Source organism: Bradyrhizobium jicamae, from assembly GCF_018130695.1.
GTDB classification, from domain to species: domain Bacteria; phylum Pseudomonadota; class Alphaproteobacteria; order Rhizobiales; family Xanthobacteraceae; genus Bradyrhizobium; species Bradyrhizobium jicamae_B.
Window position 1 is genome coordinate 1 of sequence record NZ_JAFCJX010000028.1, and the last position, 16,019, is coordinate 16,019.

15 protein-coding genes are annotated in these 16,019 nt (G+C 63.9%); 9 read left to right on the top strand and 6 right to left on the bottom strand.

Annotated elements, in window-relative coordinates; all coding sequences use genetic code 11:
* Positions 1 to 337 precede the first annotated feature (337 nt).
* From JQ604_RS31810 to JQ604_RS31825, 4 genes are all read right to left on the bottom strand, one after another.
* A complete protein-coding gene (locus JQ604_RS31810; RefSeq protein WP_212364662.1) occupies positions 338 to 1,369 on the bottom strand; it encodes an ABC transporter permease in 1,032 nt (343 codons plus the stop codon).
* A 12-nt stretch (positions 1,370 to 1,381) separates the two neighbouring features.
* Entirely contained in the window at positions 1,382 to 2,884 is a 1,503-nt protein-coding gene (locus tag JQ604_RS31815; RefSeq protein WP_212364663.1) for a sugar ABC transporter ATP-binding protein, read from the bottom strand.
* A 9-nt stretch (positions 2,885 to 2,893) separates the two neighbouring features.
* Positions 2,894 to 3,916 carry a sugar ABC transporter substrate-binding protein gene (locus JQ604_RS31820; RefSeq protein ID WP_212364664.1) on the bottom strand — a complete coding sequence of 341 codons (1,023 nt, stop codon included), beginning with the start codon at positions 3,914 to 3,916 and terminating at the stop codon, positions 2,894 to 2,896.
* 117 nt (positions 3,917 to 4,033) lie between these two features.
* A complete protein-coding gene (locus JQ604_RS31825; RefSeq protein ID WP_212364759.1) occupies positions 4,034 to 4,441 on the bottom strand; it encodes a globin in 408 nt (135 codons plus the stop codon).
* A gap of 458 nt (positions 4,442 to 4,899) precedes the next feature.
* Between JQ604_RS31825 and JQ604_RS31830 the strand changes: the two genes are divergently transcribed.
* The 8 genes from JQ604_RS31830 (at position 4,900) to JQ604_RS31865 (ending at position 14,021) form a co-directional block, all read left to right on the top strand.
* Positions 4,900 to 5,271, top strand: coding sequence for a DUF2946 domain-containing protein (locus tag JQ604_RS31830; protein ID WP_212364665.1), 372 nt, complete (start codon positions 4,900 to 4,902; stop codon positions 5,269 to 5,271).
* An 89-nt stretch (positions 5,272 to 5,360) separates the two neighbouring features.
* Complete coding sequence (locus JQ604_RS31835) at positions 5,361 to 7,838, top strand: TonB-dependent receptor (RefSeq protein ID WP_212364666.1); 2,478 nt, start codon at positions 5,361 to 5,363, stop codon at positions 7,836 to 7,838.
* A gap of 40 nt (positions 7,839 to 7,878) precedes the next feature.
* Entirely contained in the window at positions 7,879 to 8,388 is a 510-nt protein-coding gene (locus JQ604_RS31840) for a copper chaperone PCu(A)C (protein WP_212364667.1), read from the top strand.
* Positions 8,389 to 8,393: 5 nt separating this feature from the next.
* Positions 8,394 to 8,921 carry a YcnI family copper-binding membrane protein gene (locus JQ604_RS31845; RefSeq protein ID WP_212364668.1) on the top strand — a complete coding sequence of 176 codons (528 nt, stop codon included), beginning with the start codon at positions 8,394 to 8,396 and terminating at the stop codon, positions 8,919 to 8,921.
* 10 nt (positions 8,922 to 8,931) lie between these two features.
* Positions 8,932 to 10,494: a copper resistance CopC/CopD family protein gene (locus tag JQ604_RS31850; RefSeq protein ID WP_212364669.1), complete on the top strand. Its 1,563-nt coding sequence runs from the start codon at positions 8,932 to 8,934 to the stop codon at positions 10,492 to 10,494.
* 145 nt (positions 10,495 to 10,639) lie between these two features.
* Positions 10,640 to 11,959, top strand: a complete 1,320-nt coding sequence (gene proS / locus JQ604_RS31855) for a proline--tRNA ligase (protein ID WP_212364670.1) — start codon at positions 10,640 to 10,642, stop codon at positions 11,957 to 11,959.
* 72 nt (positions 11,960 to 12,031) lie between these two features.
* A complete protein-coding gene (locus JQ604_RS31860; RefSeq protein WP_212364671.1) occupies positions 12,032 to 13,315 on the top strand; it encodes a lipoprotein-releasing ABC transporter permease subunit in 1,284 nt (427 codons plus the stop codon).
* A gap of 7 nt (positions 13,316 to 13,322) precedes the next feature.
* A complete protein-coding gene (locus JQ604_RS31865; protein WP_212364672.1) occupies positions 13,323 to 14,021 on the top strand; it encodes an ABC transporter ATP-binding protein in 699 nt (232 codons plus the stop codon).
* A gap of 3 nt (positions 14,022 to 14,024) precedes the next feature.
* Here JQ604_RS31865 and JQ604_RS31870 read toward each other — a convergent pair whose 3' ends face one another.
* Together JQ604_RS31870 and JQ604_RS31875 are read right to left on the bottom strand one after the other, a co-directional pair.
* Positions 14,025 to 14,282: a DUF3551 domain-containing protein gene (locus tag JQ604_RS31870; protein WP_212364673.1), complete on the bottom strand. Its 258-nt coding sequence runs from the start codon at positions 14,280 to 14,282 to the stop codon at positions 14,025 to 14,027.
* Positions 14,283 to 14,308: 26 nt separating this feature from the next.
* Positions 14,309 to 14,608: a DUF3551 domain-containing protein gene (locus tag JQ604_RS31875; RefSeq protein WP_212364674.1), complete on the bottom strand. Its 300-nt coding sequence runs from the start codon at positions 14,606 to 14,608 to the stop codon at positions 14,309 to 14,311.
* A gap of 312 nt (positions 14,609 to 14,920) precedes the next feature.
* On the opposite strand from JQ604_RS31875, the gene JQ604_RS31880 reads away from it, so the two are divergent.
* The gene (locus tag JQ604_RS31880) at positions 14,921 to 15,667 is read left to right on the top strand and encodes an outer membrane protein (RefSeq protein ID WP_212364675.1); all 747 of its coding nucleotides are present in this window, start codon (positions 14,921 to 14,923) and stop codon (positions 15,665 to 15,667) included.
* The last annotated feature ends 352 nt before the right edge of the window (positions 15,668 to 16,019 follow it).

Genomic DNA, 16,019 nt, shown 5'->3' on the forward strand with positions numbered 1-16,019 from the left:
CGTATAAGCCGTAAAGCCATCGCGCAGGGAAGGCCGGATGCCTCCGCCGAACCTGTATGCTCGTGCGCGCACTTCTTCTGTGCACAATGCGCACGGGACCGCGGGTGCGGCGCGCACCCGGTCTTCCCTGCGCCCTCGCTATCGAGAGAGGGCGGAACGAGATGAATACCTCGGGCAAATCATGTCGCGAGAATGCGGACACATGTCCGGCTGCCGTAGGGTGGGCAAAGCGATAGCGTGCCCACCATCACGGGCACGTCGTGGATGGTGGGCACGTCGCTATGCTCCTTTGCCCACACTACGGCAAGATCGCACGGGCCACATCAGTCAGACGCACTCACTCCGCCGTTTGCTCCCGCAGCCGCTGCGCGTAGACGTTGATCACCAGCGCCGCGAGCAGGATCAGGCCGCGGATCAGGATCTTCAGGAAGCTGTCGATATTGACGTGGTCGAGACCGTTGTTAAGCACGCCGAGCACGAACAGGCCGACGATGGTGTTGCCGATGCCGCCGCGGCCGCCGAACAGGCTGGTGCCGCCGACCACGACGGCGGCGATGGAGTCGAGCAGGTAGGTGTCGAACTCGTTCTGCTGGGCGCTGCCGAAATGCGCCACCCCGAGCATGCCGCCGATTCCGGAGCAGACCGCCGAGATCACCATCACGCTGCCGAGGATCAGCTTGACGTTCAAGCCGGCGAACTCCGCGGCCTCGCGGTTGCCGCCGACCATATAGACGTAGCGGCCGAAGCGCGTGTAGGTCAGCACCAGATGGCCGCCGAGCAGCATGATCGCCGCGACGATCACGATCCAGGGAATGCCGCCGATCGAGCCGGAGCCGAGCGTCGTGATCAGCGGTGGCACCTTGTAGGCGATCTGGCCGCGCACCAGCAGCGCCGAGATGCCGGCCGCGATCTGCATCATCGCGAGCGTCATGATGAAGGAGGGGATGCCGATCACGGTCAGGCCGAACGCGTTGACCGCGCCGAGCAGCGCGCACAGCGCGATCGCGAGCAGGATCGCCGCGATGCCGGGCAGCGGCACATTGGCGATGTTCACATAGGATTCCTGCAGCGTGAAATAGGCGACCGCGATGCCCGTGACATTGGCGATGCTGGCGATCGACAGGTCGATCTCGGCGCAGAGGATCACGAAGGTGAGGCCAACCGCGATGATGCCGGTGACGGAGACTTGCGTCAGGATGTTGCCGAGATTGTCCAGCGTCGCGAAGGAGGGGCTGGCGACGGCGAAGAACAGGCTCAGGAAGATCAGCGTCAGGAACGGCGCGATGTTGCGCATCTGCGAGCGCAGGAAACTGCCAACGCCGCGCGGCGCCTTGTGATCCGTCCGGGCGGCTGCGCCGTCAGTTGCCATCAATCCACTCCATCATGCCGCTTCCAGAAGGCGGTCCTTGCTGACCGCTTCGCCCTTGAATTCGCGCACGACCTCGCCGCGCTTCAAGACCAGGATCCGGTCGGCCAGCGACAGCACCGTTTCCGGCTCGGTCGACAGCACGATGATCGCCAGTCCCTTGGAGCGGAGATCGCGCACGATGTTGATCACGTCGTTCTTGGCGCCGACATCCATGCCGCGGGTCGGCTCGCACAGCACCAGCACCTTGGGCGGCCAGCTCAGCCATTTCGCCAGCGCCACCTTCTGCTGGTTGCCGCCCGAGAGCATGCCGAGGTCGAGGCCGACGACCGGCGGGCGGATCTGCAATTGCTCGACCTGGCGCTGGGCGATCGCGCGCTCCGTCGCCGGCTTGAGCAGCAGTGCGGAGATACGATCGAGGATGCTGATCGAGATGTTCTTGTAGACGGGCTCCTGGTGGAACAGCATCGCGCGCCGGCTCTCCGGCACCAGCGCCACGCCGGCGCGGCGGGCGGCGGCGGTGCTGCGGAACGCGCGCGTCGTGCCGCCGACGGCAAGCGTTCCGGCATCGGGCTTCAGCTTGCCGAACAGGATGCGCGACAGCTCAAGCTGGCCGCAGCCCATGAAGCCGTAGACGCCGACCACCTCGCCGGCGCGGGCTTCGAAGGAAACATCCCGCAAGCTGCGGCCGAGCGAAAGCTGGTCGACCTTGAGCACGGTCGATCCGTCTTTCGCCGGCGGCAGCATCAGATCCTCGGTGTAGCTGTGCTCCAGCGCCTCGCCGCCGCGGCCGATCATGGCCTCGATCAGCGCGCCCTTGGTGGTCGCGGCAGCCGCCGTCTCCGCGACCTTCCGCCCGTTGCGGAACACGGTCACGGTGTCGGAGACGCGCAGGATGTCCTCGATGAAATGCGAGATGAAGACGATGCTGGTGCCTTGCTCACGCAATTTTCGCAGCGTGGTGAAGAGCCGTTCGACCTCCGGCGGGGACAGCGCGGAGGTCGGCTCGTCCAGAATCACGATGCGCGCGCCGGAGAACAGCACGCGGGCGATCTCGATCAGCTGCTGCAGGCCGATCGGGAGATCGCCGAGCCGCGTCATCGGATCGACGTCGATGCCGAAGCGCGACAGCTGCTCGCCAGCCTCGCGCGCCATCCGCCGCCACTGCACGAGGCCCAGTGCATTGGTCGGCTGGTTGCCGAGGAAGACGTTCTCGGCGACGGTGAGATCAGGGGCGACGCTCAATTCCTGATGCACCATGGCGATGCCGGCCGCATGCGCATCGCGGGCGGAGCGGAAGCGCGTTTCCTTGCCGTCGATCGCGAAGCGGCCGGAGAATTCCGGGTGCACGCCGGCGATGATCTTCATCAGCGTGCTTTTGCCGGCGCCGTTCTCGCCGACGAGACCGTGAATCTCGCCGGGATAGAGCGCAAAGTCGACCCCACGAAGGGCTTCGACACCGCCGAAGGCCTTCGTGATCCCTGTCAACTCGAGGATCGGAGCGCGATCCTGCGACATCGGTTGCGCTCAGATCAGGAAGTGATCCTGCATCCACTGCATTCCCGCCGCATTCGCCTTGGTCACGACCGGACCGTCGGTGACGACGCTCTTCGGAATGCCCTGGCCGCTCTTCTCGCCGCCGACCACGGCCGCGACACCCGCGATGATCGCGCCGCCATGGATGCGGCAGGACGGATTGCGGACGGTCGCGTACATGCGGCCTTCGCTGACCGCCTGGATCGCCGGCGGCATGGCGTCGACGCCGCCGATCAGGATGTTGGTGCGGTTGCGCGCCTTCATGATGTTGTAGGCGGCGAGCGCCATGTCGTCATTGTGGAAGAACGCGGCGTCGATCTGCTGATACTTGGTCAGGTAGGTCTCCCAGAGGCGCGCGGTCTTGGAGACGTCCCAGTCGGCCGGCTGGGTGTCGAGCACCTCGATGTTGGGGAATTGCTTCACGACATTGGTGAAGCCCTTGGCGCGGCCCTGCGCGCCGGTGTGGCCGAGGGCGCCTTGCGTCATGATGATCTTGCCCTTGCCGCCCATCGCGTTGCACAGCGCCTGCGTCACGGAGGCGCCCATGAACTCGTTGTCGGGGGCGAGGAAGGAGTGGACGTTGATCTGGTCGAGCGGCGCAATCAGCGTGTCCATGTCGATCACGGGCGTGCCGGCGTCGATCATCTTCTGCACGGGCTGGGTGAGGGTGCCGATGCCGAAGGCCTGGATCGCGACGAAATCCCATTTCTGCGAGGCCATGTTGTCGATCGCGGCGCGCTGCTTCACCGCATCGAGCTGGCCGTCGAACCAGGTGACTTCGACGTTGAACAGCTTGCCCCAGAATTCCGCGGCCTGCTTGCCCTGCGCGCACCACGTCGCCTGCAGGCCGGCGTTGGAGAAGGCGGCCTTCAGCGGCTTCTCGGAGCGTCCGACTTCGGCTGCGAGCGCGGGGTTGATGCCCATCATGCCGAGCAATGCAGCCGCGGCGCCGCCGGCTGCCGCGCCCTGAAGAAGATCACGCCGTGTTGTCGAGGAATTGTCCGTCCCTGGCATCGTTTGCTCCCTCATTCATTTTTCGCCGTCGGCGTCAGTTGCACGCGCCGCGGATCAAGGGAGTGTGTCACAATCGGAATGCTTGCGCTACGCTTTCGCAGCTGCTGCGCGGCGAAACTATGTCGCGTGTTGCGAAACGACGGAATCGATGTCGCGGAGCAGCTTGTGCCACGCAGCATCGATGTCGTCGGACCAGTCGCTGCCGAGCAATTCGCGCAAGGCATCCCTGATCACGCCGAAGAAAGCGACGAACAATTCGCGCGGCGTGCCGTAGGCATCGTGCGACGACACCTCGCATTCGATCAGACGAAAGTGACCGGAGCGCGCGCCGGCGAAATCGAGCAGCGCTTCGATCGTGAGCGACAGCATCGATCCCTGCACCGTCGCGCTGCCTTCGCTGCGAAACATCGCGCGCGCTTCCGGATGCTCGCGAAACAAACGCGCATAGACGAGCGGTGTCAGGTCATCGCAGCGTTCGCTTGCGAGCTCGAAACTTCTCTCGATTGGATTTGACGATGGAGTCATTGCAAAGAACGATCGCCACATAAAAAAAGAGCAGGGCTCGTAGCCCTGCTCCAAAAATTGTGTCGACCCTGTTTTCCCCAAAAATGCGATTTGATCTTGGTTGATGGGGTGACGCTGCTTGTGCGCGTCGGGCTCCTCCCGAGACTTGGACCACCAGGACACGCCTTGCGGCTGGCCTGAGGCCGAATTGGTAGACCATCTTTTTCGACTTGTCACCATTTTCGGCAACGATTGTTCAAATTTAGAGCTTCCTGCGAAATGATTGGGATTTCACCACTATCGGTTGCAGAAAAGCGCGGAAAACGTGTGGCAGGGTACGGGAATACGGCGTCGTTGGGGCCGGCGTCGCCCGTTCGCCACAGCCGATTTATTCCCGCGATCGGGGCCAAAGTTGCGGAAACGCAATCTCGACTCCGGACTCCCATGGTGATTAGGTCGGATTCGGGACGGGTTTTGCGATGCGCCGGCGGCTCAAGCTCTTTTTGCCAATCTTCCTGGTTGCGCTCTTGGTGCAGATCTTCGCACCGATCGGCGCCTGCTGGGCGGCGAGCCTTGCCGGGTCGGACCCACTGGCCGGGGCGGTTATCTGCCACGGCAACATGGCGGCTGGAACCGGGCAGGGCGACCAGACCGGCCATGCGGCCTATCAGGGCTGCTGCTCCGTCTGCAGCGTCCTGCAAACCGGGGCCCCCGTCGATACGCCCGAGATCGCGGTGGTCGCGGTCGAACGGCAGGCCGTCGAAATGGCCTGGCTCGATTTCGCCCCCGACCTTGCCGGCGCCACGGCGTACTCCCACGCGCAGGCGCGCGGCCCTCCGATCGCTTCCTGACCATCCTCTCGCGGCCGTTAGCGGGCTTGCCCGCGCCGGCCTGTGCCATTGGAAGACCGGCTGCCGTGCCGGTGTTAGGGACGTTTCCCATGTTTCGATATCATGCCCTCGGCGGCGTGAGCGCGATCGCGATTCAGGCGGGCTTGGTGGCCGTGCCTGAGCCGGTCCATGCGCAGACCGGCAAGACCGAAGCGCTGCCGCCCGTCATCGTCGATGCGCCGCAGGCGGCTGCGCATCGTGCCGCGCGCAAACCGTCCCAACAGGCGGCCGCCGCGCGACGGCGAACCATGCCGGTCGTGGCCGCGGAGCAGAACCGGGCGAGGGTCGTCATCCCCACCGATGGTGACCATGCCTCGCTCGGCACGCCGGCTGCGGTGGCGCGGTTCCAGCTGCCGCAGAAGTCCACCAGCATCACGGCGAAACAGATCGAGGAGACCGTCAACCTCAAGGACGCCGAGGATGCGATCAAATACATGCCGAGCCTGTTCGTGCGGAAGCGCAATGACGGCGACAACCAGGCGGTGCTGGCGACGCGCAGCTGGGGCCTCAATTCGAGCGCCCGCTCGCTGATCTATTACGACGACCTGCTGATCTCGGCCCTGATCGGCAACAACAATTCGGGCGCCTCGCCGAAATGGAATCTGATCTCGCCCGAGGCGATCGGCCGGGTCGATTTCCTGAACGGCCCGTTCGCTGCGGCCTATCCCGGCAACTCGATCGGCGGCGTGCTGCTGATCAGCTCGAAGATGCCGGACAAGCCGTTTGCGGTCGCGAAAGAGACGGTCTCGGTGATGCCGTGGAATCAATACGGCACCAAGGACACCTATGTGACCAGCCAGACGAGTGCGGCGGCGGGCAATCGGGATGGGAAGCTGTCATGGCTGGTTAGCGCCAATTATCTCGACAGCTTTCAGCAGCCGCTGACCTATACGACCAACGCGACGATTCCGGCCGGCACCACCGGCGCATTCCCCGCGCTGAACAAGCAGGGCGTCCCGGCCAATGTGGTCGGCACCGGTGCGCTTGCGCATTCGCAGCAGACGTCGGCCAACTTACGTCTCGCCTATGACGTCTCGCCGCTGGTGCAGGCAACCTATTCGCTGGGTGTCTGGAATAACCATCAGGTCTCCGATCCCCAGACCTATCTGCGGTCGACCGCGACCGGCGCGCCGACATTTGCCGGCATCTCCGGCTTTGCGAATGGCAAGTACATCTGGGATCAGACCCATCTGAGCAACGCCGTGGCGCTGAAGAGCGACACCAAGGGCGTGTTCGACTTCGACCTCTCGGTCTCCAGCTACAATTACCTGCAGGACACCCAGCTCAATCCGTTCACGGTGGCTGCAGGTACCGCTTTTTCGCAGAACGGCAAGATCACCCGGATGGACGGCACCAACTGGCAGAATGCCGATGCCAAGGGCATCTGGCGACCGTTCGGTGCTGATGGGGCACACGAGATCAGCTTCGGCATTCACGGCGACCGCTACCGCCTGGAAAATCCCGTCTACGCGTCGGCGGTGTGGAACGCCACATCCTCGACCGGCACCGGCGCGCTTTATTCAAGCGGCATTGGCGAAACGCGGACCGGCGCGCTGTGGCTGCAGGATGCCTGGAAATTCGCGCCCGGTCTGAAGCTGACGCTCGGCGGACGGCTGGAGAACTGGCGCTCGCTCGACGGCTTCAACCTCGCCACCACGACGACGGGCGCTGGCGCCATCACGTCGGTCGCTGCGATCAACCAGCCGAGCCTGGGCTCGACGAACTTCTCGCCGAAGGCCTCGCTGTCGTTTGATCCGAACAAGGAGTGGAATGTCACTGCGAGCTTCGGCGAAGCCTATCGCTATCCGACTGTGACCGAGCTCTATCAGAACCTCACCGTCGGCGGCGTTGCGACCTTCGCAAATCCCTTCCTCAAGCCCGAGCACGATTTCACCGGCGAATTGAGCATCGAGCGGAAATGGACCGATGGTCGGGTGCGGCTGACCTTGTTCGCGGAGCGCACCGACAACGCGATCATCTCGCAGACCAATCTCGTGACCAATCCTGTGACGGGAGCGCAGACGCCGACCACCGTCATCAGCAATGTCGACGCCATCCGTATGCAGGGCGTCGAACTGTCAGCCGAGAAGGACAACGTGTTTGTGAGGCGCCTGCAACTGTTCGGCAGCGTCACCTATGTCGATTCCGAAATCCTGGCTGACGCGAGCTGGGCCGGCGTCAATCCGCTGACCAATGCAAAGACGACCGTCGTCGGCAAGCGTGTCCCTTATGTCCCCGACTGGCGCGCCAAGGTCGGGGCGACCTACCGGCCGAACGAGAGCTGGGCCTATACGGTCGCGGCGCGCTACAGCGGCAAGCAATATTCGACGCTCGATAACACAGATATTATCCCGCATGTGTACGGCGCCTTCGACAATTTCTTCGTCGTGGACATGAAAATCCATTACAACGCGACCAGGAATTTCGCGTTCGATTTCGGCATCGATAATCTCTTCAACCAGCAATACTTCCTGTTCCACCCGTTCCCCGGCCGAACCTACGTTCTCGCCGCGAAGTACACGTTCTAGACGCCAGAATGCGCGACCAGCAAAGACAAGGACAAAACTGATGAACGAACTTTTCCGCATCCTCTCTCTCTCCGCCGTCGCCATCACCGTGCTGGCCGCGCCCGCGCGTGCCGAGGACGTCAAGGCCGGCGATCTCGTGATCACGCAGGCCTGGACTCGCGCGACGCCGAACGGCGCCAAGATCGGCGGCGGCTATGTCACGATCGAGAACAAGGGCACGACGCCGGATCGGCTGGTCGGTGGTGCCGGCGACATCGCCGGCAAGGTCGAGATCCACGAGATGGCGATGGACAATGGCGTGATGAAGATGCGTCCGATCGACAAGGGCCTGACCATCGAGCCCGGCAAGACGGTGAAGCTCGCGCCCGGCGGCTACCATCTGATGATGTTCGACCTGAAGGCGCCGCTGAAGCAGGGCGACAAGGTGCCGGTCACGCTGCAGTTCGAGAAGGCCGGCAAGGTGTCTGTGACGCTCGACGTGCAGGGCGTCGGCGCGCAGGCCCCTGGCGGCGGTGACGATCATTCCGGCCACATGATGAAGAAGATGTGAGGCGGATGATGAGAGCATCCCTCCTCATCGCCGCCGCAGCGACGTTCGCAGCAGCGCCGGCGCTGGCGCATGTCACGCTCGAAGGCAAGCAGGCGACTGTCGGCGCCTCCTACAAGGCGGTGTTCGCCGTGCCGCATGGCTGCGCCGGCTCGCCGACGACAAAAATCCGCGTGCAGATTCCGGAAGGCGTGATCGCGGTGAAACCGATGCCGAAGGCCGGCTGGACGCTCGACACCGTGACCGGCAAATACGCCAGCGAGTATGACTATCACGGCGCCAAGATCACAGAAGGCGTCAAGGAGGTGGCGTGGAGCGGCGGCAAGCTTCTCGACCACAATTACGATGAGTTCGTGATCAGCACTTATCTGACACCCGGCCTGAAGCCGAACACGACGCTGTATTTTCCGGTGGTGCAGGAATGCGAGCAGGGCGTCAGCCGCTGGATCGATATTCCGGCCGAAGGGCAGGGCGGCGGCCATGATCACGGCAGCAAGACGCCGGCGCCCGGCGTCAAGCTGATGCCGAAGCCGTAAGAAGATCGTGATGCGGCTGATCGCGGGCCTGACTGCGCTGCTGCTGACGCTGTGCCTTGCGACCTCGGCCCATGCGCATGCGGTGCTGATCGGCGCCGAGCCGGCCGACGGCAGCGTGCAGGCGGAAGCGCCGAAGACGGTGGTGCTCCGCTTCAATGAGGCGGTGGCGCCGACCGCAGTCAGCCTGCTCGATGCCGCGGGCAAGCCGCGCAACGTCTCGATCCACGCGGTTGATCAATCCGTGATCGTGACGCTGCCAACTGAACTGCCTGAGGGCACGCAGGTCGTCAGCTATCGCGTCGTCTCGCAAGACGGCCATCCGGTCGCGGGCTCGCTGGTGTTCTCGGTGGGCAAGGTCACCGGGGCTGCGGTGCCATCCGGTGGCGGCATCCTCGATGCGTTGATCTGGCTCGCGCGGCTCGGCGTCTATTTCGGTCTGTTCGCCGGCGTCGGCGGTGTGTTCTTCGCGGCCTGGATCAGCCATGGGCCCGCGGGCGAACGGCTGATCATGCGGGCGCTCGCGATCGGCCTCGTCAGCGCGATCGCCTCGCTCGGCCTGCAGGGCGTCGATCTCCTGAACCTGCCGCTGTGGGGCGTCGTAACCTCAGCTGCATGGGCGACCGCGTTCAGCACCAGCCTGTTTCCGGCCATGCTGCTGGCGATCGCCGCCATGGTGATCGCGGCGATTGCCTGGCGCAGCCCGTCGATCGCTTCCTCATGGCGGCGCACGGCGGTCGCGATGATCTGCGTCGGGCTGTCGCTCGCGGTCAGCGGCCACGCCGCCACCGCCTCACCGCAATGGCTGACGCGAACGGCGCTGTTCATCCATGGCATTGGCCTGGCCTATTGGATGGGCGCGCTCGCACCGCTCGCGGTGCTGGCCTGGCTGCGCCATGAATCGCAGCTGCGGGTGCTCCGACGCTTTTCGACGCTTGCGCTGCCTGTCGTCGCCTTGATCGCGCTCTCCGGCCTGACGCTCGCCGTCATTCAACTCGAAAGCGTCAGTGCGCTGATCGACACACGCTACGGCAACATCCTCATTTGGAAGTTCGTACTCGTCTTGCTGTTGCTGTTGTTCGCCGCGCTGAACCGCTGGCTGTTCGTGCCCGAGATCGAGCGCGTGTTCCACCGGACGCGGCCATTGCAGCGATCGATCGCGATGGAATTCGTGCTGATGATCGCGATCCTCGGCCTGGTGTCGCTGTGGCGCTTCACGCCGCCGCCGCGGGCGCTTGCGATGTCGACGGATGTTCCGCTCGCGGTTCACATCCACACCGATGCGGCGATGTTCCAGGTGCTGATCGGGCCCGGCAAGGTCGGACAGAATGAGTTCACGCTGCAGCTGATGAACGGCGACGCCAGCCCCCTGATTGCCAAGGAGGCGACGCTGACCCTGAGCCTGCCGGCGCGCGGCATCGAGCCGATGGAACGCAGCGCCACGCTCGGGTCCGACGGCTACTGGCACGTCCGCAATGTCGCGCTGCCGGCCGCCGGCCGCTGGCACATGCAGATCGACGCGCTCGTCACCGACTTCCAGAAAGTGACGCTGGAGGACGATTTCGACGTGCAATAGTCCGGGATCTTCGATTGCGCGGTCAAATGCCCGAAATTCGGCCGAATTTGCCGGTCATTCAGACGCCGCGGCCTTGTATTTTCGCATCCGATCCGGTTTCACTGCAGCTCATTCCTCGTACCCCCTGATTCTCCGAGAAGCGCCCATGCGATTGTCGCGGTTTTTCCTGCCCATCCTGAAAGAGAACCCGAAAGAGGCGGAGATCGTCTCGCATCGGCTGATGCTGCGCGCGGGCATGATGCGGCAGGAGGCGGCCGGCATCTATGCCTGGCTGCCGCTCGGCTTCCGCGTGCTGAAGAAGATCGAGCAGATCGTGCGCGAGGAGCAGGATCGCGCCGGCGCGCTGGAGCTCTTGATGCCGACCTTGCAGCTCGCCGATCTCTGGCGCGAGAGCGGCCGCTACGACGCCTATGGTCCGGAGATGCTGCGCATCGCCGACCGTCACAAGCGTGAGCTGCTGTACGGGCCGACCAACGAGGAAATGATCACCGAGATATTCCGCGCCTATGTGAAGTCCTACAAGAGCCTGCCGCTCAACCTCTATCACATCCAGTGGAAGTTCCGTGACGAGCAGCGCCCGCGGTTCGGCGTGATGCGCGGCCGCGAATTCCTGATGAAGGATGCGTACTCCTTCGACATCGACGAGGCCGCGGCGCGCCGCGCCTACAACAAGATGTTCGTGGCCTATTTGCGCACCTTCGCGCGGATGGGCCTGAAGGCGATCCCGATGCGCGCCGAGACCGGCCCGATCGGCGGTGACCTCAGCCACGAGTTCATCGTGCTGGCCGAGACCGGCGAATCCGGCGTGTTCATCAATCGCGACGTGCTCGACCTGCCGGTGCCGGCCGAGGACGTCGACTATGACGGCGATCTGACCCCGATCATCAAGCAATGGACCTCGGTCTATGCCGCGACCGAGGACGTGCACGACGCTGCGCGCTTCGAGAGTGAGGTGCCCGCCGACAAGCGCGTCAACACCCGCGGCATCGAGGTCGGCCAGATCTTCTATTTCGGCACCAAATATTCCGACAGCATGAAGGCGCTGGTCGCCGGCGCCGACGGCGTCGACGTGCCGATCCATGGCGGCTCCTACGGCGTCGGCGTCTCGCGTCTGGTCGGCGCGATCATCGAGGCTTGCCATGACGATGCCGGCATCAAATGGCCGGAAGCGGTGGCGCCGTTCCGCGCCGCGATCCTCAACCTGAAGCAGGGCGATGCCGCGGTCGATGGCGCCTGCGAGAAGCTCTATGCCGAGCTCTCCGCGAAGGGCGTCGACGTGCTCTATGACGACACCGACCAGCGCGCCGGCGCAAAGTTCGCCGCCGCCGATCTGATCGGTATTCCCTGGCAGATCCTGGTCGGCCCGAAGGGGCTTGCCGAAGGCAAGGTCGAGGTGAAGCGTCGCAGCGACGGCTCGCGCGAGAACCTGAGCCCTGCCGACGTTGTGGCGAAACTCGCGGGTTAAAGTTTATTCACCACGCGGATATCGGCGGGGGTTTCCGGCCACATTTGGCCCGAATCATGGGATTATCGACAGATGGATGAGACCATGACCGAGCCAGTTGTCCGCACCCCGCCCTTTGCGCCCTTCGAGTGGCTGCTGTCCGGACGCTATCTGCGCGCGCGGCGCAAGGAAGGCTTCATTTCGGTCATCGCCGGCTTCTCGTTCCTCGGCATCATGCTCGGCGTCGCCACGCTGATCGTGGTGATGGCCGTGATGAACGGCTTCCGCAAGGAGCTGCTCGACAAGATCCTCGGCCTCAACGGGCACATCCTGGTGCAGCCGCTGGAATCGCCGCTGACCGACTGGAAAGACGTCGCCGATCGCATCAGCCAGGTCCCGGGCATCCGGCTTGCGGCGCCGGTCGTGGACGGGCAGGGGCTTGGCTCCTCGCCGTTCAACGCCGCCGGCGTGTTCATCCGCGGCATCCGCGCCGAAGACCTCAACAACCTCACCTCGATCGCCAAGAACATCAAGCAGGGCTCGCTCGAGGGCTTTGACGAGGGCCAGGGGGTCGCGATCGGCCGCCGGCTCGCCGACCAGCTCTCGCTGCATGCCGGCGACAGCATCACGCTGGTCTCGCCGAAGGGCGCCGTGACGCCGATGGGCACCACGCCGCGCATCAAGCCCTACAAGATATCAGCCGTGTTCGAGATCGGCATGTCCGAATACGATTCGACCTTCGTGTTCATGCCGCTCGCCGAGGCGCAGGCCTATTTCAACCGCAACAACGACGTCTCCTCGATCGAGGTGTTCACCAACAATCCCGATCGGATCGTGGCCTTCCGCACCTTGGTGACGGAGGCGGCCGGACGTCCGGTGTTCCTGGTCGACTGGCGGCAGCGCAACTCGACCTTCTTCAACGCGCTGCAGGTCGAGCGCAACGTGATGTTCCTGATCCTCACCATGATCGTGCTGGTGGCGGCGCTCAACATCGTCTCCGGCCTGATCATGCTGGTGAAGGACAAGGGGCAGGACATCGCGATTCTGCGCACCATGGGCGCCTCGCAAGGCTCGATCATGCGCATCTTCCTGATCACCGGCGCCTCGATCGGCGTGGTCGGCACGCTGGTCGGCCTGATGGTCGGGCTCCTGATCTGCTTCAACATCGAATCGATCAGGCAATTCCTGTCCTGGCTGACCAATACGGAATTGTTCGACCCGACGCTGTATTTCCTGTCCAAGCTGCCGGCGGAAATCGATTTCGGCGAGACGCTGGCAGTGGTGATCATGGCATTGACGCTATCTTTCCTGGCGACGCTGTATCCGTCGTGGCGCGCCGCGCGCCTCGATCCCGTCGACGCGCTTCGGTACGAGTGAGGCGCGCATGGCGGAGGGGGCGGAAGACACACCGGTCATCTATCTTCACGAGATCAAACGGCAATATCGGCAGGGCGAAGCGACGCTGACGATCCTGGACGGTGCCAAGCTCGCGCTGTGGCCGGGCCAGTCGGTGGCGCTGGTGGCGCCGTCGGGTTCCGGCAAGTCGACGCTGCTGCACATCGCCGGGCTCCTGGAAAGCCCTGACGACGGCGAGGTCTATGTCGCGGGCACGCCGACCTCGCAGCTCGCGGACGTCGATCGCACCCAGATTCGCCGCTCTGACATCGGCTTCGTCTACCAGTCGCACCGCCTGCTGCCGGAATTCTCCGCGCTCGAGAACGTGATGCTGCCGCAGATGATCCGCGGCCTGAAGCGCTCCGAGACGATCAAGCGCTCGACCGAGATCCTGGCCTATCTCGGTCTCGGCGACCGCATCACCCATCGTCCGGCCGAACTCTCCGGCGGCGAGCAGCAGCGCGTGGCGATCGCGCGTGCGGTGGCGAATGCGCCGCGGGCGCTGCTGGCGGACGAGCCGACCGGCAACCTCGATCCGGCCACGGCCGATCACGTCTTCAATGCGCTGATGCAGCTCGTGAAGGCGACGCGGGTTGCGATGCTGATCGCGACCCACAACATGGAGCTGGCGGCGCGCATGGATCGCCGGGTGTCGCTGGCGAACGGCCAGGTCGTCGAGATGGACTGACGGTCAGTAAGACCGGCGCGGCCTGGCCGGCCGCCGCACCGGGCCGACCGACGCATTCGCCGCGTAGGGATTGTTGACGCATATCGCCGACAGGCCCGACGCCGATGCCGCGCATTGCGCGAGCGAGGTGAAGCTGCAGTCGTAATCCTCGCCGCCCCAACGGTAATTGTGCTGACAGACCGGATAGCGCGGATCGAAGGTTTGTGCGTGCGCCGTTGCCGAAGCGGTCAGGGCCAGCATTCCAATGAGCAAAATGCGCATCTGCGGCTCCCGTCCAAACGAATAGATCATTCCGTGTGAATGAACAGGTCGAAGAAGGTCGGCTCGCGCGGCGGACGACGCGGTGCGTTGAGATAGGAGCGCGGGCTCGAGTCGCCGGCGTAATAGGGATTGGCGATGCAGTTCAGCGTGCGGCCCGACGCGGTAGCCAGACACTGCTCATAGGTGGAGTAGCTGCAGTTGCTGAGTCCCGGATAAGCGTCGCCCTGCAGACAGAAGGGATAGCGCACGCCCACGGCATGCGCGGGAGCGACGCAAAACGCTGCGAGTGCGATTGTCGATGCCGCCGCCAGAATCAGTTTGCGCATGTGCGCTCCTTCGTCGCGATGAATTCCTTTGAGATGATCAAAATCGGACAAGCAGGTTCCCGTCAACACGCGTCTCATGCGTCAATTGTGTAAGTGAATACCGCTGACTGTGCGCGCGAAGTTCGATTGTGAAAACATTGCGGCGACGAGGCGGCGGAAATGCAAAAAGCCCTTGTAACGCAACATTAACTTACATTTTCAGTAGAGTCGTTTGGCATCGTCTGTTGCGCTGAGGCTACAGCAATTCCGACGAAGACTGCTATGTCCGTGTCACGGCCTTGGGGGCCAGTAAAAGTTGGAACGGGAAAAAGAATGAAAAAGGTTTTGCTTGTGTCGGCCAGTCTGATTGCGCTCAGCGCAACGGCGCCGGCTTTCGCCGCTGATCTCGCTGCGCGTCCTTACACCAAGGCTCCGCCTCCGATGGTCGCCGCGATCTACGACTGGAGCGGGTTCTACATCGGCGTGAACGGCGGTTGGGGTTCGAGCCACAACAGCTGGGATTCGGTCGCACCGTTCCTGGTTGGTCCGGAAGGCAGCCATGACGCGACCGGCGGCACCGTCGGTGGTCAGATCGGCTATCGCTGGCAGGCCGGCACCTGGGTGTTCGGTCTCGAAGCGCAGGGCAACTGGGCTGACTTCTCGGGCAGCAACACCAGCCTGCTGTTCCCCGGCTTCGTCAACACCTCGAAGATCGACGCGTTCGGTCTCTTCACCGGTCAGATCGGTTACGCCTTCAACAACGCTCTGCTCTACGTCAAGGGCGGTGCGGCTGTGACCTCGAACAAGAACTACATCAACACCGCGGCTGGTGCTCGCTTCGGCACCGCAGGCGACGACACCCTCTGGGGCGGCACCGTCGGCGTCGGTCTCGAATACGCCTTCGCTCCGAACTGGTCGGCCGCGATCGAGTACGATCACCTGTTCATGCAGGATCGCACCGTTAACTTCACCTCGCCGGCCGGCGCGCTGGTCGCCAGCGATCGCATCGGCCAGGACGTCGATCTCGTCACCGTCCGCCTGAACTACAAGTTCGGCGGCCCGGTCGTCGCGCGCTACTGATCGTCTGCCTCCCAAGGCGATTTCGAAGCCCCGGGCGTTGCCCGGGGCTTTTTTATTTGCCCGGCCGTCGGAGAAGGGCAGGCCGCTTACATGTTGTGCTTGGCGAGTCGCTGCCAGCTCCCGCCACGATTAACCAAGGGAGTTCTTTCGGGGGCAGTTTTCAAACGGACCCACGACCATCGCTTGACTCCTGAAACAAAAAGAGAACAATGTTCTTCATATGTTCCGGTTGAGATTCAGTCTTGGGAGACGGTCATGTTGAAGATCTTCGTGGAAGAAGCGGCGGCCCTGGCATCGATCACGCTGTTCGTTGGAATGATCGCGGTCTGGGCTCAGCTGATTCCCCAGCTCT